Raw genomic sequence first — 17,168 nt, 5'->3', positions numbered from 1 at the left:
AGATTTATGGGAGTGGATTGATTGTTTGGCTGTTTTTAGAACTCCCCCCGAGTTTGCCTTTCTTCAGAAGCTCCTCATTCGTGATTCCCCCCTTGCCCGTGTCCGTGAATTTATTGATATAATCTGAAGTAAGGTCCTTTGCCTCCTTTTGACTTTTGACCACATGGGGTGTCAAAAGGATGATGATTTCCGTTCTCGTTTCATTATCGATCGTATTTCCGAAAAGAGAGCCTATGATTGGTATCTTGGATAGCCATGGAATGCCGTTCAACGACTTTGTCTTATCCTCTCTGATAAGGCCGCCAATAATTATAGTGTGGCCATCCTGCACGACCAGGTTAGTGGAGGCTTCCGTCTTATTGATGATAATGTCCTGCGTCGTTAAGGTGAGGGGTATGGTCTCAAAGGTGGAGACTTCCTGTTTTATTTCAAGCGAGACCAGTCCACTGTCATTCACTTGCGGTTTCACCTTCAGAATAATGCCGATGTCTCTGTACTGGATCGTCCTCTGAGGCGCGATAGTCGTTGAACCAAAGGTCTCCGACGTGACAAGGGGCACCTGCTGCCCCACTTGAATACGAGCTTCCTGATTATCCGATACAAGGATATGTGGTGCCGCAAGAAGTTTAGCCTTGGACTGCGACGCCAGGGCGGAAATAATATCTCTTATGTCGCCTTTGGAATCCGTTCCTACCAGATTCAATCCCGTTCCCGGAATCTTTGTCGGATTCAGGCTTGCAGGATTCAAGGCAATGGTCGAGGCCAGACCGAATACATTCGTCTTGATGGACCAGGCCAGACCGAGACTCAGATTATCCGTCAAGATAACCGAAGCGATCATGCCTTCGATCATGACCTGCCTCGGGACAAGATCGATCTTCACGATCGCGTCTTTAATAATTTCGTAATCTTCAGGGGTTGAGAGCACAATGACTGCATTGAGCGTTTCATCGGAAAAGATCCGTGTAATATCCGAGACAAGGGCTTCTCCGCCGTAAGGTTCCCTGGAACCGGGCTGAGTTGATTGGGGCACAGACATGGGTTGGGATGGAAGCGCGGATCTGGATTGGGATTGGGGTGCTGTTACAACGGTGGTCGCTTTTTCACCGGAGGAGGATTTTCCAGTTAGAAAGATCTGCTGAAGCTGTACGGCAATTTCCTTTGCTTTGCCGTTCTGCACATGATACACAAAGACTTGGGGTCCCTTTTTCTTCTGCTGTTCGTTGTCAAAAATCTCCACCAGTCCAAGAAGCCTCTTCACATTGGCGTCTGTATCCACCATGATAATCTGATTACTCTTAGGTACATCAATGACCACCGCATTTGCAGACAGAAAAGGTGTTACCAGTTTCACCACGTCCGAAGATTGCATGTAACGAATGGGCACCACCTGAAGCAATGCCTTGCCCGTCGACGGAATGCTCTTCGAATCCCTTCCAAGCTGGACACGGGCCGGCTCTTTTGCTATGTCACCGATGGGAACGATCCTGTAGAGGTTTGACTCTTCCACGACGGCAATGTTGTTGAGCCTTAGAATGACTTCCATTGTCGGCAGGACATTTTCACGTGCCACAGGCGTGATAGACCTGAATGTCACCCGTCCTTTGACACGGGGATCAACCACATAATTGACCCTTAAAATCTGTCCGAATATTGTTTGAATTACCTCATAGACATCGGCATCGTCAAAATTAAGGGTGACCTGACCGCCGTTGATGGTTGACCTCTGTTGCTGGATAAAGGGATGCGAGACTGGCGGCATTACAGCAGGGGAGGACACTATTTGGCCCTCATTTGCCGGAGAAGGTGATCCTGGAGGTATCACGGACCGAGGGGCCGTTGGCTGAGGCCCTGTTGACTGAGGGGCTGTTGACTGAGGGGCCATGCCGGGTGGCGGTCCTTTAGATGCGGGCAACTGAGGGGGCTGAACCTGAGGGGTCGCTGGTATGGTTGAGGGTGCAGCCGCTGGTATGCTTGAGGGGGATTCCTGAGCCCACACCGGTGGAAAAGGCATCACTACAGCGAGAATGACAACAACCTTCAGGATCAGGGCAATTCCTCGTCTCACAAGTAGATCGCCGCAATAATATTTATAAAATGAAATGCTATGCATAGTTACCTGTCACTCTTGTGTATCGGAAACACGTCATTCCCAGCTCACCACATCTTTGTCTTCACCTTCTCCAGCAGGGGTATCATCCCTCCCGTAGGAAAAGAGATCATATTCACCGTGGATACCGGGAAACAGGTAGTGATAAGGTTTTCCCCAGGGATCATTCGGCAGACTTTTTTTGAGATAGGGTCCCTCCCAGCGCTCAACACCAGGATTGACGGTTAATGCATTCAAACCTTCCTGGGTTGAGGGATATCTGCCGACATCAAGTCTGAAATGATCCAGCGCCTGTCCGAGCAATTCAATCTGGACCTTCGCAGCAGACTGTTTACCTTTACCTACCTTCGAGAAAAGCCTGGGCCCCACAAGAGCAGCAAGAAGGGCAATCATGACCATGACTACAATCATTTCCACAAGGGTAAAACCCTTCTTCCCTAAAAATAGGGACAGAAACCTGTTTTTTAACTTCATCATATCAACCATCATATTGATTCAACATATAAAACAAATATCTATATTTTAATACATTATTCTTTCGACGAAAACACTTTTAATTATTTTATGAAAATAAGGCCTTCCAGCAGTGTATCAACAGAAAAGAATAAAACTATTTATCTGTCCCTATTTGTTTTGGATTATCGAGCAACAGGATTACTTTCGGGGTGATATCCTTGAACTTCCAAATTTTCCTGCCTTTGTGATCTTTCAGGAACTTTTTTGCATCTCCTTCCTCTTAAAAAGGAATCGGTTCATGACCCATGGGTCCTTGAATATCGCTCCGGATTACGAAAAAGGCTTCCCTGGTATTGATTGATGTCTTCCTTTATCTGGGCCAAACACCATTCCTCCGAAGAAGAAGCAGACAGACATTGTGAGGTTCAGAACAAACATTTTTCTCATGCTATTTCTCCAAGGATTTTCTGAATTCACTCAACGGCTTGCCGTCATTTCTTGATCATGAAAATGAGATTTTTCTCAAGTTTTTGAAGGGAAAAGATAACGCAAAATTCATAACTGCCGTTCACGAGCATAGCTACCGCCATAGGAGCATATGGAGTTCCATGCGTGTACACATATTTTTTTTAAAAAGTAAGATGCTATCAATACTCGTTTCTCATGTAAAGAATCATGATATCATTCAGGTTATGCACTGTCAATATCTGCTTGAGACTCCACCACAATGTATTTGTCCTTGCCGCCCATCTCAACAATCTCACTGCCTTGACGAATATTATGAACAATATTCTCTCCATGCGATATAGTGGATGCTGCAAGTCTTTCAATAAGCCCCGGAGGAACGTTGTGAATCTATGAGATACAAGAATTGTGCCAGAAGAAACATACAAGGAGACTAATGCAATATTGTGAATGATATTAAATAAACCCTCTTTGATGAAACGTTTATGGAGCCATGGAAAGAAAGATATTTCTGTCTTGCATTGCAATAAACTGTCTTGCATTGCAATACTGTGTCTTATTTCATGAGACAAGAAAGGTATGAATCTGTAAGTTATCAATATAGTAAAAGCGCGCCTGCCGCGACTCGAACGCGGAACCTACGGATTAGAAGTCCGTTGCTCTATCCAAATTGAGCTACAGGCGCATTGTATATTTATTATAGCTGTTTTTATGCGCCCTTTCAATACAAACATCATTAAAGCAGTGATTTCAAATTCAAAACTTCAATTCAGCCATCAAAAGCAGACCATACTGACAGGACTTGCAGGAAGGAATTGCAGTACCGTAAATACACACCCTCCTCTTTTTGACTCAAGAACTATTTGCGAATATAAGAAATATTTAGTATTATAGGCATACCATGCGGCCTGCACATCATATAAGACTATTGATCGTATTCGCCATTTTTATTTTATTATTGCCTTTTACGGTACTGTCTAATGATTTTTCCTCTTTTGCAATCATCGGCGATACCAAAATCGGATCAACAGAATCCGTATATAAGCAATTTTTGAACATAATAAGCAAAAAAAATATAAATACTATTTTTCTTGTCGGGGATGTTATTGACAGACCTGGAAGCGAGAAAGAATGGGGCAGGTTTCTGGAGTTGACAGGGAAAAATTTCAACTTTCATATAGCGCCCGGCAATCATGACATCAATAGCGCTAAATCATTAAAAGTATTCAGCAATTTAATATCAAAACCAGTCTACCATTCTCTTTCTACAGAAGACGCCCATTTTATAGTTCTTTCCACTGAAACACCAGGTGAAATAAGCAGGGTAACGGGAAAACAGTTGGAATGGCTTAAGGAAGAGCTTAAGATAAACTCTTTATTTAAAATCGTATTTCTTCATAAACCCCTTTTCCCGACAATCTTCGGCAAGGGTTACTGCCTTGACAGGTATGCAGCAGATAGAGACAGCCTCCATGATTTGTTCGTGAAAAGCGGAGTGAATATAGTTTTTGCAGGTCACGAACATTTGTATAACAAAATCGAAAAAGACGGAATTATATATGTTACTACAGGGGGGGGAGGCTCGCGACTTCTCACATTCGATGAAGAATATGGAGGTTTCTTTCATTATATTATTGCAAAAAGAGAAAATGGAGGTTATATTTTCACCGTTTATGATATGAATGAATATCCGAAAGATAAATTTTCTATAAAAAAATGAGGTGAAATAATGGGTAGTGTTTTAAAATGGAGGAAAAAGAAAATTAGAAAACATAAATATAGAAAGCTAAGAAAAAGAACGAGACACCAACGGAGAAAATAAGAATCGCATAATCATTATATTTTCTGTGTCAATTTTTGCCCATCTTTTCAGTTTCGATAACTATCTGAAAGATGGGCAAACTTTTTAATTATTAGCAATATGTTTGAAGACTTCAAAACAGATTTTCCCTTTTCCAATACGAAGATATAAAAAAATTATAATTAAAATCCGACAATATCAGTCTACCTTCTTTTGAATATTTTTATTGTCTTCCTGACTTATTTAAAATATTTTATAAAAAGCTTGCAAATACATAAAGAAAAAGGCAAAATAAATTTATATGCCAAAAGATACAGTCGGAATAATAGTGGGTGGTGGGCCGGCGCCTGGAATTAACGGAGTCATAAGCTCCGCTACAATCGAAGCCGTTAATCAAGGGAAAAGGGTTGTCGGTATTGTCGGCGGCTTCAAGCCGCTCTTCGATGGAAATAAAGACAGTATTATCCCTCTTACAATCGATGATGTGTCAAGACTGCATGCAACTGGAGGATCAATACTCAGGACATCCCGTGACGCTCCGGAAAATGCTAAGCAAAAATTTAAAACCCTTATGTCCACATTAAAGCAGATCGGAATAAAATATCTAATAACAATAGGGGGTGAGGGCACCCTCTATATGGCAAACTGGATAGAAAGAGAGGGAAGAGGTTCTATAAGCGTTGTTCATACTCCAAAAACAATAGACAATGATATTCCCTTGCCTGGCGGATTCTCAACTTTCGGTTATCAAACCGCAAGGCATGTAGGGGTCGAGCTTGTCACCAACATAATGGAAGATGCAAGAACAGTGGGAAGGTGGTATTTTATCAGCACCATGGGAAGACATGCCGGCCATCTGGCACTTGGAATCGGCAAGGCATCCGGTGCTACATTAACAATAATTCCTGAAGAATTTAATGAACAAAAGGTTTCAATACAAAAAGTTGCGGATATCCTGACCGGTTCAATAATAAAAAGGGTCTCCATGGGAAAAGATTATGGTGTTGCTGTAATAGCTGAGGGAGTAGCTGAAAAATTCGATACAGAAGAACTTAGCAGATGCGAAAATGTCGAAAAAGATGAAATATCCGGCAAAATAAGGCTGTCTGATATTCAAATCGGCAAAATTCTCAAATCGCTCGTCAAGAAGAATCTCATCGGAATGGACATAACCGCCCCTATTGTCAGCATGAATATAGGATATGAATTAAGAGCAGCTCCTCCCATACCATTCGACATTGAGTACACAAGAAACCTCGGATATGGCGCAGTACGTTTCCTCATGAAAGGCGGATCAGGTTCAATGATAACAGTTTATGAAAGCCATATTATCCCGGTCTCCTTTACTGAAATGCTTGATTCAGGGGGCACCTCTAAAATACGGACGGTTGATATCAATTCCGAAACATATGAAGTTGCAAGAAAATACATGATTAGAATTGAGAAGGAAGATTTTGAAGGAGATCGTTTAAAACATCTTGCAAGCACAGCAAAATTAAAACCTGAAGAATTCAGGTCGAAATTCGGTTATCTGCTTCAGTAATTCCAATTCTAAATCAAGGATGAAATGACTTACCCCACTGCAACTTGCGGGGCAATCAAGGCGGCAAGGAAGAGGCAACGTAGGCGCGGGGTACCCGCTTGCGGGTCGCAGTACGTCGGAGGAGCAGATGACGAAGCCAACGATGATAGCGCCTTGATTTAGGATTGGAATAACAACTCCGCTGATTCATATAGACACTTATATTTATTCAGTATTTTTTATACCTGATTCACTGCTGCCACGCTTAAAGGGTATGAATAGTATTTTTACCCGTGATTTATTTATACCGAATAATCCTGAAAGGATTTCATAGCCAATACTGCCTGATTCTTTTTTAAGCTCGAAAAGAAAGGCAAATCTCATCTTCCAGTTGTCTTCATCTTCTTCTTCTCTTGTAATAAGTCCGTAGAAGAAGCTTGTCATGTTCTTATTTACTTCAGCACGGTGTTCTATTATTGTAAAAAGCGGTTTTATAATTCTGTCAATATCAACAGATCTCACGGGCAGAATGGAGGGTACAATCACGTCAGTACGTCCATTTTTCTCCTGATGTTCAAATATTGGCCAGATATTAAAAAAAATACTTTCTTCATCATCCACATATCTATTAAACAACAGCACCTGTTTCTTTGAATATCGCCTGTCCTTTATAAACCATTCCGTCTGGTTGTACAAAACAGGCCATAATATACTCAAAGAGCTGTAATCCTCCCGTTTTTCTGACAATACAAATGGGAAAATACCGTATCCTGACACATCTTCACCTTTTGTAAATGAAAAAACCGGCCAGAGCAGATTCGTTTTCTCCCTGTACTGATCTTTTGAATATGAGTATAAAGGGAACATAATCGCATATTCATCCCTTGTTTTAGATTTTGATGACAGATAGAAAGGTATGGCATAGAATTTTTCTAACGGGTCGTCCTTATCAAGATAATCTTCTTCTTTAAAGAATATAGGCCAGAGAAAAAAACTTGAATTCTTTATACCCTCCTTCTTTTTTGTTCCGAAGATAGGCCACAGTTTAAATCCTTTTTCTGTACCGCTATAAATAGAAATAAAAGGCCAGAGCAGATTCGTTTTTTTCGCCCCGTCAGTTTCTGTATAGCTGTAAAATGGCCACATAAAAAACCCCATTTCATCTTTTCCAAACCTGTCGTAGAGTTTTCCATAAAACGGGAATAACCCGCCATAAGTCCCCTTAGAGGATGTACCGTGAAAAAACAACAGGAGTGATGTATCGGAGGGTTCGGACAAAATACCTGCATCAGAAACATCGTTGTCAGGTTTGGATGTACCTTTTGAAAGGTAGAAAGGGATAAAATACGACTTATCTTTAGCTGATCTTCCAAGAGGATAAAGATAATTGTAAACCCCTCCTTCATCGGAATCATAGGAAAAGAGGAATGGTCTTATTGTCAGATTGGTTTCATTGTTTTCCTGTTTATAAGAAACAAGAGGACCTAAAAATCTCTTTTCTCCCCCGAATTCCCAATAAACAGGCCAGAACGCCTGAATAGAGCAGGGAAAAAGTATAATAATAAAAACAAATTTCCACATTAAAATCAGAAGAACATACCTAAAATAGTGCCAAGAATAGTAACGGGTGTCATTTCCGAAATGCCGTCTGCTGCCCTTTGAACCTTTTTCACGGCCTTTTCTGTTTCATTATACAGTTTATCATCTTTTGCAAACTTTCCTAATGAACCTTCTCCTCTTTTGATGCCGTCTGTAATATCCTTTATGTTCTTTACCGCATCCTTTGCATCAGTGTATATGGCGTCATCTGCAACAAGTTTGCCGATTGTTCCCTTTCCCTGTTCTATATCAGATGTAATGTTTTTTATCGTGCTCACAGCATCTTTTGCATCCTTGTATAATGTATCATCCTTAACCAGAAGGCCCAGAGTCCCTTTACCATCCTCTACGTTTTTCACAATCGATTTTAGTCCTGTTAATGTTTCATCAGCATTATTAACAATACGGCCTAAATTATCTTTATTCCCTTTAACAATGTTTTTAAACTCACCGCTCAGTACCTGGATATTCTCGATACTCTTTTTTATGTCAGCCCTTTCTTTCTCGCCGACTAATCCTTTGAATTCGCTCATCGTGTCGCCGAAGTTTTTTGCAGCCGTACTGACATTTGTAAAGATTTCATCAACATTAGGCGTCTGTATTATGTCCTCAATTTTGCCACCCTGTGCCAGGAACGTTTTCCCCGTACCGGGTATGATTTCAATAAATTTATCTCCAAGAACGCCCTGTGATTTCACGGCTACTTTGCTGTCAACAGGTATGTTTACACCTTTTTTTATGGTAAGGGTTGCTTTGGCCTTGTAGCTTTCAAGCACAATCTCTTTAATTCTCCCCACAGCAACACCGGCAATCTGGACAGGCGTTTTGACATCAAGGCCGCTTGCATTACTGAAGGTTATATAAAGCTCATAGCCCTGCTCCCGGAAAAACCCGTACTTTCCAATCCTGAACGACATATAAAAAAGTATGAGAATCCCTGTAAGAACCAGTATACCTACCTTTAACTCCGTGGAAAATGCTTTATTATTCATAAATCCCCTCCTGCAAACCCCGGTATTTTTGTCGCCCTCAAGAACTCCCTTGTGGCATCATTGCTGCTTTGTCTGATCTCAAGGGGCGCTCCGTATTCTATGATCCTGCCGTTGCTCAGCATGGCAACTTTGTCGGCAATCCTGAACATACCGAGTATATCGTGGCTTATTACAAGGTATGTTTTTTTAAAATATGTCTGCGTCTCCTTTATTAAATCCAATATCGTCAACGATATAATAGGATCAAGGGCGCTCGTCGGCTCATCAAAGAGTATTATACCAGGATCAAGGGCAAGTGCCCTTGCAAGCCCTACCCTTTTCCTCATGCCGCCGGACAGTTCGGATGGCATCTTTTCAGTAACATTTAAAAGGCCGACCTGTTTCAGCTCCTCCTCAACAATTACCCTTATCTCGGCTTCCTTCATCTTTGTATGTTCGCGAAGCGGAAACGCCACATTATCAAAAACATCCATAGAGTCAAAGAGGGCTGCTTCCTGAAAAAGCATTCCGAACTTTTTTCTGACATCGTTCAGATCTCTTTCCTTCAATCTTGTGATTTCAACGCCGTCTATCCATATTTCACCTTTATCCGGTTTTAAAAGCCCGATTATATGCTTCAGCAGAACGCTTTTCCCGCCGCCGCTTTTTCCTATTATTACCGTAGTTTTTCCTATTTCTATTTCAAGATTTATCCCGTCAAGCACTTTTTGATTGCCGAAGCTTTTATGCACATCTATTAATTTTATCGCTATATCATCCATATTAGAACATCAGCGAAGTCAATACATAATCCGATATCAATATGATAAGGCTTGAAAAAACAACAGCCTCAGTAGTTGACCGGCCTACACCTTCTGCGCCCCCTTTTGTATAAAAACCCTTATAGCATGAGATAACACTCAAAATAATTCCGAAGAAAGCTGCTTTTACAAGACCATTGAATATGTCTTCAGGGTTAAGGTACTTAATTATCTTATTGATAAATGCGCCTTCGTTAATCCCGAGGAGCTTAACCCCCACAAGGTAACCGCCCATGATCCCGATAAAATCCGACACGATGGTCAAAACCGGAAGCATCAAAAAAGACGCAATAACCCTGGGCACAACAAGATATTTTATCGGACTGAGGGCCATGACCGTTAATGCATCAATCTGCTCGGTTATCCTCATTGTGCCAAGCTCTGCCGCCATTGCAGAACCTGCCCTGCCGGTGACCATCAGGCCTGTGAGAATAGGACCAAGTTCACGGGTCATGCTTAATGCCACAGTAACCCCGACAAGTCCTTCAGAACCGAACCGTCTGAATCCATGATAAGACTGCAGAGCAAGGACCATCCCGATAAAACCGCCTGAAACGACTACAACGGCAACCGAATTTACACCGATAAATTCCATCTGTTTGAGTATATAGTTAAACTTGAAAGGTCTTCTGAAACACAGGTAGATGCTTTGAATAAAAAACAGCCCTATATTGCCGGTCTCTTTTATAAAATCTATGACCGGGGCAAAGATTTTCCTGACCAGATTGCTATTCATAAATCCTCGGTACTCTTCCGGATATCTTACAGAGTATTTCGTAAGGGATAGTGCCTGCCAGGTGCGCCATCTCATCAGCAGTAATTCTATCATTATTACCGTTACCCAGCAAAATCACCTCGTCGCCTGCTTTCACATCCTCAATACCCGTTACATCAACCAATATCCAGTCCATGCAAACCTTTCCAACCACATTGCACCTTTTATCCTTTATCAACACTAAACCTTTATTCGACAGAGATCTGGGGTAACCATCTGCATAACCAAAAGGTATGCATGCTATCTTTGCATTCTTTTTCGTAGTATAAGATCTCCCGTAACTCAGTGCATACCCCGGAGGAAACTCTTTGACCACCGCAATCCTTGATATCAGCTTCATTACCTGTTTTACAGGGAAACTCTCTCGCAATTCGACTGAAGGATAAGAACCGTAAAGATTTATTCCGACTCTCACCATATTGAAATGCGCTTCTTTATAATTAATTATGGCTCCGCTGTTTGCCATATGATTAAGATTTGTTTTAATGCCGCTGTTTTGAAACAACTGTAAAATATTTCTAAAAACCATTACCTGTATCTTCCCGTATTCATCCCTTATTTCTGAAGAAGAAAAATGACTCATAATGCCTTCCACTTTGACACATTTTTTGTCCTTTAACTCTTCAATTACAGCAGGTATATTACCGGGATTAAAACCAAGCCTTCCCATACCGGTGTCGACTTTCAGGTGAATGTTTATTGTTTTATCCTGAAGTATACAGGCATCTTTTACTCTTTTTAACATATCCAGATCATGCACAGCCAGCGTAAGGTTATTGTCCAAAACCTGCTGCACGTCCTCCCAGGGCACCATGCCGCCCATGACAAGTACAGGGGCCTTTATATTATGAGACCTTAGATGCATACCCTCACTGACCGTTGCAACTCCTAAATAGTCGGCGCCTATAGATTCAAGTTTACCGGCAACTTGAATCATGCCGTGGCCATAAGCATCGGCTTTGACAACGCAGAGTATTTTAACATTCTCAGACAACCGGGATTTTATCATCCAATAATTTTCTTCAAGTACTTTTAAATCTATCTGCGCAATAGCTCTATGATTTCTCATTTTGCTCATTTTAATAGCCCTTAAGTGTTTTAAAAACCTTTTCACAGGCGTCTACAGTCTTCATGATTTCGTTTTCCCCGTATGAGTCTGTTAAAAATGAAGCCTCGAATGGGCTTGGGGCAAAAAATATCCCTTCTTCAAGCATTAATTTGAAAAACTTTTCATAAATTGCCCGGTCTGATGTCAGGGCAGCCTCGTAATCGTTAACAGGGCTACGAGAGAAGAATCCTGTAAACATGCCGGTAATATTATTGATCTTATAAGGAATGCCATATTTCTCCGCAATTTGAAGCAACTGTGTTTTTAATCTGTTAATGTTTTTATCCATTGAACTATATATGTCGCTGTTTTTCTTCAAATGTTCAAGCACATATATTCCTGCCCTTACTGCTATGGGATTGCCTGACAACGTACCCGCCTGATAAACATCGCCGAGAGGGGCAATCATATCCATGATTTCTTTTTTGCCGCCAAATACACCTATAGGGAAACCTCCGCCGACGATCTTTCCAAGACATGTTATATCCGGGTCAATTCCGTAAAGGTGCTGAGCCCCACCGTATGTAACTCTGAAACCTGTTATTACTTCGTCGAAAATAAGTAAAATCCCCGACTCTCTGCAAATTTCCTGAATGTCCTCAAGAAACCCCTTTTCAGGCAGGATGAGACCCATATTACCCATAACAGGTTCCAGTATGACACAGGCAATGTCCTTGTTCTCTCTGACAATATTCCGCACTGTGTCGATATGATTAAAATCAGCAATATATGTACATTTTGCAAGCACATCCGGGATACCCCTGCTGTCCGGTATTCCATAAGTAGCCAGACCTGAACCGGCTTTTACAAGAAGACTGTCAACATGCCCGTGGTAGCAGCCCTTAAATTTTATGATATTGTTTTTTCCGGTAAAACCCCTTGCAAGCCTTATGGCGCTCATTGTTGCTTCCGTTCCCGAGCTTGTCAGTCTCACAAGGTCTATTGAAGGAAATGCTTCTATAATGAGCTTTGCCAGTTTAATTTCATCGGGGTGGCAGGCTCCGAAGCTTGTGCCTTTATCAAGCGCTGATTTCACTTCTTCAATAAGTCCGTCATGGGCATGTCCGAGTATTATTGCACCCCATGAGGCAACGTAATCAAGGTAAGTATTTCCATCAACATCAAAAAGGTATGAACCTTTGGCATTTTTCACATAAAACGGTGTATCGTGTACTGATTGAAAGGCTCTTACAGGACTGTTTACACCGGCAGGTATATATTTCCTTGCTTCTGCGTATAATTCGCTCGATTTTTCTCTATTCATAAATCACCCTTAGCGGTATCTTTTTAAATTCCCTCTTGCTGAAGAACATTTGGAAGTTTTTTATGCCTGTATGCTCTGAGATACGTCCGGCGATCTCTTTACAGTCTTCAAGGCTTTTCCCGTGTATCATTGTGTATAAGTTGTAATCCCAATAATCCCCTTTTTCCCTCTCATAACAATGGCTGACCTCAGGGAAAGAAGCCATGATGCCCCCTGCCCTGTCAACATCATCATCCTTAACTTTCCAGACAACCATTGCATTATGTGTATAGGAAGCCCTTCGATGAAAAAGTACAGCGGCAATTCTCCGTATTATGCCTTCTTTTTTTAATTTGTTGAGCGCAGATAAGAACTCTACCTCGCTCATACCTGCATTGTTTGCCATTTCATCGTATGGTCTCTCAATAATCGGGAAATCACCGGGTATGTTTTTTAGAATTTTATACATGTTGTTAATTTTCACATATACCTTAAAGGGTTTTCAAATAAAAAACATAATCTTTTCGTTTTATATGTATTTAAAAACCTGAATCCGGTGCTTTTTCAAAAAAATCCCTGCCGTTCTTCACTGTATTTCCTTTGTAAAAGGATTTATAGTTCATCAGGTTCTTGCGTGCTTGAAAAAAAGTGTTAGCGATAACGCTCATGCATCTGAACAAAATTAACACAATGTTCCGCCAATTTCCTGATTATAATGCTTTTTCCACCCGCTTTAGATTAATCCTTTTGACATAAAAAGTAGATTCACCTATACTTTCTATATAATTAATTTTTATATCAGATTTAAACTGGCGGGTAATTTATTATGGGGAAAAAAGAGGTAGTTGACATTATTAGAAGTATAAAGCCAGAAATGGAATCCCGCTATGGGGTCAAGCGCCTCGGACTTTTCGGCTCATACGTCAGAGAACGGCAGAGGAGAAAGAGTGACATAGACATACTTGTCACCTTCAGTCGTGATATTGATCTTTTCGATTTTCTGGACCTCCGTGAGTACCTTGAAAGCAGGCTGCATAATAAGGTTGATCTGGTTATGGAAACAGCCCTTAAACCGACTATTGGTAAATATATCCTGGCAGAGGTTGAATATGTCTAAGGGTCGTGAGATGGCTGATTACCTTGACGATATCCTGACTGCCATTGCCGACGTAGAAGAGTTCACACGTGGTATGCATTACGAGACATTTGCAGAAGATAAGAAGACTGTCAATGCGGTAATCAGGAGCCTTGAAGTTCTTGGCGAAGCTGCTAAACGTATACCAACATCATTTCGCCAGAAATATCCTGACATTCCCTGGAGCAAAATGGCTGGTATGCGAGACGTGCTTATACACGATTACATGGGTGTAGACTTGAAGACTGTCTGGAAAGTCGCACAGGAACGATTACCGGAGTTGAAGCTCATGCTTGAAAGATTAATCTCTGCAAAAAGAGATTGAAAATCAGTATCACTTCCTGAATACACCCATTGTTGTACATCCCACAATTTTGAATATTACCTTAAATGCCCTACCAAATGCCTGCTTCGATTCCATGAAAGGTGAATTCAGTAAGGCAGATTATTCCCATCTATTCTCCCGTTCATGCAGAGAAGATTGTAAATGAGATTGTGAGAGAGAATGAAAAAGAAGGGAAATGAGCAGATAATATTAATTAAGTTTCATCCGGTTCTTGCGTACTTGAAAAAAAGTGTTAGCTTCCTGGAGTGCGCGCTCCGCGGTTTTTGCCTGAAGCCAAATCTTTCTTACCGAAATGCACACTGCGTGGCTTTTTTTGAGGTACAAGTTCCTTCCTGAAATGTTATTTTTTCTATTTTCCATTGTAATAAAGTGCTTCAAGTGGTAATGGAGAAAAATCTATTGCAATATTCTTGACATTTATTGATATAATTATCAGAATTATAAATATACAATATAAAAAGGGCTTGAAAAAGAGAATGGCAACTGTAGGCGTCTCCATTGTTATATTCATCTGTGTGTTCTGAATACGGAGCGGGAATAAAAGTGCTTACGACAGTTCGGAGAATATGATATATCCATAAAAATGTTTCTTTTAGAAAAGTTGTCTTATTTGCGACTGCCTTTTGTTATATTTGTTTTTATATGCATCTTGCCAATTAATTGCTTGAACGCTCAAGAAGAAAATGAATTTATGCATGTTCTTTTCGGGTTACCTTTTAATAACTGTGAGGTAAAATCCCTATTAGTAGAAGTAGAACGAAAATTTGGTAAGCAGGTGCGTGAAGAATGGTTAGATGAAAAGGATCCCATGTCCGGAAAGTCAAACGTAGGTGATGATGGCACGCCAATTATCTGGATTAATCCTGCCCATGGCCGAAAGATTGATGTTATCGTTCATGAACTGTATCACTTTGAACTAAGAGATCAAGGATACCCTGTTTTAAAATGGTTGATTCCGAACTATATGGATAACGAGACCAACTGGGCAGCATTTCATCAATTAGCTGAGCAACTGTATGACCCCATACTGCATTATATTTTTTATAGTAAAGTTCGAGTTTGGGGTATCAATCCCGGCGAAACATTTGAGAAGCGTACAAAACAAGCCCTAAAAGACAACACACTATCTAATACATTCACCAACATGGATAAAGAGGCTATAGGTCTTTATTATTTTAAGGTTCGATTGGAAGTCAATGATCCTGTCCTATTTCAGGAACTTATTGAGCTATTAGAACACAAACAAAAACAGTCAGGGATAGATTTTGGTAAAAAACTAACACAAATTGTTATAAATGCTAATCCTCGGTCTCCAGAAGCAACCATACAAACATTAGTGAGCTGTCTAAATACTCTTTATGAAGGGAAATTTAGTTTTAAACAACACCCTTGGACATCTCGTCAGTTAGGGAAACACATGCAGCAAGTAGCCCAAATCGAGGTAGTGCCTTTACGGTAAGAATTGCTCTTTTCCGTTGACCAATAATATGACTGGTAATTGTGGAAAAATACCCATAAATACCGATGGTCGTTTAAACCTGATATTACCAGATAATTGCTAATTACTCTGATAATTTTCTCAATATATTTCATAAGTTTTGCTATTGTTTTTTTGATGGGTGAGCGTATAATATTAAAGAAACTGGAAAATACGATGCTTCTATATTATTTGTTAGAGATTATCAGTCTCATTCTGTGGCTGTGACGAGCAATACCGATAGTGGCAATTGATGCAGCAACGAATACAATGGCAATTGCTAAAAGTGAGAGCCAAGGAAGAATTGTGAGGAAGTGTATGTGGCCTTCATTTGAAACCGCGGTTCGGTTGTACGACGCGGCTAATATGTTTTTAATTGGTGCCTTAGTCATTGGAGCAATTGCAACTGTCTTGGTTGTTTGGATGGGCAATGTAAAAGAAGAACATTTAAGACGTGACCTTGCCAACACTAACGTTCGTGCAGAGGAAGCAAAGGCGGATGCGTCGCAATCTCTCGCAGCCGCAAAGCAAGCAGAATCTAATTTGGCTGGTGCTAATTCCAGAGCCGAGGAAGCGAAGGCCGCAGCCGCAGCCGCAAATGCCCGAGCAGCGGAGGCAAACAAAATAGCAGAAGGCGAACGATTAGCAAGAGTAAAAATTGAGGAGAAATTGGCACCAAGATCAATTACACCAGAACAAATATCTGGTTTATCTAAGAGACTTAAACCATATGCTGGAATTTCCATTGACATTCTCCAAGTTGGAGAAAGTCCAGAGATTACTCATTTTCGCTCTTTAATCGAGATGCCCTTACGTGCCGCCGGATTAATTGTATTTTCCTCAACGGCTGTTGGAAGTGGGTCATTTATTGGACTATCTGTTGGGGTTTTGGTCGATGCCAGCGAGTCCGAGAAAATTGCCGCATCGGCTTTGCTATCAGCGTTAAATGCAACAGGAATTACTGCTGCGAATGAGGGGATCTCTAAGAGAGAAGATTGGCCTGGATTTACAATGGCACCACCTGGCGCGAATAAAGCTCCTATAAGAATATACATTGGAAGTAAACCATAAAGAATGGCATCAAATGAAAACCTTCTGACTACTGAATACAGCCGACCTCTCATGAAAGTAGCTGATCCTGGTGTTGTACTCTCTTTCAATCGGTAATTCTTAGCATTTTGTTTGCCTGAATTTACTTAATTGTAGGTGCTATACGTAACAAAGTCTGCTTTGCCTTATTATTTTGGTTAGTTACACATCATTTCACATTATCCCTAATCCATGCTTTCGTGTCAACAATAATTTCATCAATTAACGGTTCCAATTCTGAAGACTTCAT

The 17,168-nt window shown here is 40.9% G+C and carries 16 protein-coding genes and 1 tRNA gene; 7 read left to right on the top strand and 10 right to left on the bottom strand.

Going from position 1 to position 17,168, the window contains the following annotated elements:
- Window positions 1-4: 4 nt before the first annotated feature.
- The 3 genes from NT010_08240 to NT010_08230 all read right to left on the bottom strand — a co-directional run bounded on the left by NT010_08240 (window position 5) and on the right by NT010_08230 (window position 3,716).
- Window positions 5-2,113: a hypothetical protein gene (locus NT010_08240; protein ID MCX5806039.1), complete on the bottom strand. Its 2,109-nt coding sequence runs from the start codon at window positions 2,111-2,113 to the stop codon at window positions 5-7.
- A gap of 33 nt (window positions 2,114-2,146) precedes the next feature.
- A complete protein-coding gene (gspG, locus tag NT010_08235) occupies window positions 2,147-2,584 on the bottom strand; it encodes a type II secretion system major pseudopilin GspG (GenBank protein ID MCX5806038.1) in 438 nt (145 codons plus the stop codon).
- Between the two features lie 1,057 nt (window positions 2,585-3,641).
- Window positions 3,642-3,716 (bottom strand) — tRNA-Arg (locus NT010_08230).
- A gap of 216 nt (window positions 3,717-3,932) precedes the next feature.
- Between NT010_08230 and NT010_08225 the strand changes: the two genes are divergently transcribed.
- From NT010_08225 to pfp, 3 genes are all read left to right on the top strand, one after another.
- Window positions 3,933-4,751 carry a metallophosphoesterase gene (locus NT010_08225; protein ID MCX5806037.1) on the top strand — a complete coding sequence of 273 codons (819 nt, stop codon included), beginning with the start codon at window positions 3,933-3,935 and terminating at the stop codon, window positions 4,749-4,751.
- A 9-nt stretch (window positions 4,752-4,760) separates the two neighbouring features.
- Window positions 4,761-4,853 carry an aurora kinase A-interacting protein gene (locus tag NT010_08220; protein ID MCX5806036.1) on the top strand — a complete coding sequence of 31 codons (93 nt, stop codon included), beginning with the start codon at window positions 4,761-4,763 and terminating at the stop codon, window positions 4,851-4,853.
- A gap of 280 nt (window positions 4,854-5,133) precedes the next feature.
- Window positions 5,134-6,375 carry a diphosphate--fructose-6-phosphate 1-phosphotransferase gene (pfp, locus tag NT010_08215; protein ID MCX5806035.1) on the top strand — a complete coding sequence of 414 codons (1,242 nt, stop codon included), beginning with the start codon at window positions 5,134-5,136 and terminating at the stop codon, window positions 6,373-6,375.
- Between the two features lie 204 nt (window positions 6,376-6,579).
- Here pfp and NT010_08210 read toward each other — a convergent pair whose 3' ends face one another.
- The 7 genes from NT010_08210 to NT010_08180 are packed head-to-tail and all read right to left on the bottom strand — an operon-like array spanning window position 6,580 to window position 13,355.
- The gene (locus NT010_08210; protein MCX5806034.1) at window positions 6,580-7,935 is read right to left on the bottom strand and encodes a hypothetical protein; all 1,356 of its coding nucleotides are present in this window, start codon (window positions 7,933-7,935) and stop codon (window positions 6,580-6,582) included.
- Window positions 7,936-7,940: 5 nt separating this feature from the next.
- Window positions 7,941-8,945 (bottom strand): MlaD family protein, encoded by a 1,005-nt coding sequence (locus NT010_08205; GenBank protein MCX5806033.1) that lies wholly within the window; start codon window positions 8,943-8,945, stop codon window positions 7,941-7,943.
- Complete coding sequence (locus NT010_08200) at window positions 8,942-9,706, bottom strand: ABC transporter ATP-binding protein (protein MCX5806032.1); 765 nt, start codon at window positions 9,704-9,706, stop codon at window positions 8,942-8,944. The genes NT010_08205 and NT010_08200 overlap by 4 nt, the downstream gene beginning before the upstream one ends.
- Window position 9,707: 1 nt before the next feature.
- Entirely contained in the window at window positions 9,708-10,481 is a 774-nt protein-coding gene (locus NT010_08195; protein MCX5806031.1) for an ABC transporter permease, read from the bottom strand.
- On the bottom strand, window positions 10,474-11,589 hold the full coding sequence (alr, locus tag NT010_08190; GenBank protein MCX5806030.1) for an alanine racemase: 1,116 nt from the start codon (window positions 11,587-11,589) through the stop codon (window positions 10,474-10,476). The genes NT010_08195 and alr overlap by 8 nt, the downstream gene beginning before the upstream one ends.
- Window positions 11,590-11,599: 10 nt before the next feature.
- Entirely contained in the window at window positions 11,600-12,892 is a 1,293-nt protein-coding gene (gene hemL / locus NT010_08185; GenBank protein MCX5806029.1) for a glutamate-1-semialdehyde 2,1-aminomutase, read from the bottom strand.
- Window positions 12,885-13,355, bottom strand: a complete 471-nt coding sequence (locus tag NT010_08180) for an Lrp/AsnC family transcriptional regulator (GenBank protein ID MCX5806028.1) — start codon at window positions 13,353-13,355, stop codon at window positions 12,885-12,887. Before NT010_08180 ends, hemL begins: the two co-directional genes overlap by 8 nt.
- A gap of 342 nt (window positions 13,356-13,697) precedes the next feature.
- On the opposite strand from NT010_08180, the gene NT010_08175 reads away from it, so the two are divergent.
- From NT010_08175 to NT010_08160, 4 genes are all read left to right on the top strand, one after another.
- A complete protein-coding gene (locus tag NT010_08175; protein ID MCX5806027.1) occupies window positions 13,698-13,988 on the top strand; it encodes a nucleotidyltransferase family protein in 291 nt (96 codons plus the stop codon).
- A complete protein-coding gene (locus NT010_08170; protein ID MCX5806026.1) occupies window positions 13,981-14,331 on the top strand; it encodes a DUF86 domain-containing protein in 351 nt (116 codons plus the stop codon). Before NT010_08175 ends, NT010_08170 begins: the two co-directional genes overlap by 8 nt.
- Window positions 14,332-14,935: 604 nt before the next feature.
- Window positions 14,936-15,811 (top strand): hypothetical protein, encoded by an 876-nt coding sequence (locus NT010_08165; protein MCX5806025.1) that lies wholly within the window; start codon window positions 14,936-14,938, stop codon window positions 15,809-15,811.
- A 261-nt stretch (window positions 15,812-16,072) separates the two neighbouring features.
- On the top strand, window positions 16,073-16,900 hold the full coding sequence (locus NT010_08160) for a hypothetical protein (GenBank protein ID MCX5806024.1): 828 nt from the start codon (window positions 16,073-16,075) through the stop codon (window positions 16,898-16,900).
- The last annotated feature ends 268 nt before the right edge of the window (window positions 16,901-17,168 follow it).

The organism is Pseudomonadota bacterium, from assembly GCA_026388275.1.
Lineage (GTDB): Bacteria > Desulfobacterota > Syntrophorhabdia > Syntrophorhabdales > Syntrophorhabdaceae > JAPLKB01.
This window is presented reverse-complemented; position numbering and strand designations above follow the sequence as displayed.

Excerpts from the sequence above, each read along its gene's own strand:
- NT010_08175 (MCX5806027.1), top strand. The coding sequence starts at position 13,698 with ATGGGGAAAAAAGAGGTAGTTGACATTATTAGAAGTATAAAGCCAGAA.
- NT010_08210 (MCX5806034.1), bottom strand. The coding sequence starts at position 7,935 with ATGTGGAAATTTGTTTTTATTATTATACTTTTTCCCTGCTCTATTCAG.
- NT010_08240 (MCX5806039.1), bottom strand. The coding sequence starts at position 2,113 with ATGCATAGCATTTCATTTTATAAATATTATTGCGGCGATCTACTTGTG.
- NT010_08205 (MCX5806033.1), bottom strand. The coding sequence starts at position 8,945 with ATGAATAATAAAGCATTTTCCACGGAGTTAAAGGTAGGTATACTGGTT.
- alr (MCX5806030.1), bottom strand. The coding sequence starts at position 11,589 with ATGAGAAATCATAGAGCTATTGCGCAGATAGATTTAAAAGTACTTGAA.
- NT010_08195 (MCX5806031.1), bottom strand. The coding sequence starts at position 10,481 with ATGAATAGCAATCTGGTCAGGAAAATCTTTGCCCCGGTCATAGATTTT.
- NT010_08225 (MCX5806037.1), top strand. The coding sequence starts at position 3,933 with ATGCGGCCTGCACATCATATAAGACTATTGATCGTATTCGCCATTTTT.
- pfp (MCX5806035.1), top strand. The coding sequence starts at position 5,134 with ATGCCAAAAGATACAGTCGGAATAATAGTGGGTGGTGGGCCGGCGCCT.
- NT010_08165 (MCX5806025.1), top strand. The coding sequence starts at position 14,936 with ATGTTTCTTTTAGAAAAGTTGTCTTATTTGCGACTGCCTTTTGTTATA.
- gspG (MCX5806038.1), bottom strand. The coding sequence starts at position 2,584 with ATGAAGTTAAAAAACAGGTTTCTGTCCCTATTTTTAGGGAAGAAGGGT.
- NT010_08200 (MCX5806032.1), bottom strand. The coding sequence starts at position 9,706 with ATGGATGATATAGCGATAAAATTAATAGATGTGCATAAAAGCTTCGGC.
- hemL (MCX5806029.1), bottom strand. The coding sequence starts at position 12,892 with ATGAATAGAGAAAAATCGAGCGAATTATACGCAGAAGCAAGGAAATAT.
- NT010_08220 (MCX5806036.1), top strand. The coding sequence starts at position 4,761 with ATGGGTAGTGTTTTAAAATGGAGGAAAAAGAAAATTAGAAAACATAAA.
- NT010_08170 (MCX5806026.1), top strand. The coding sequence starts at position 13,981 with ATGTCTAAGGGTCGTGAGATGGCTGATTACCTTGACGATATCCTGACT.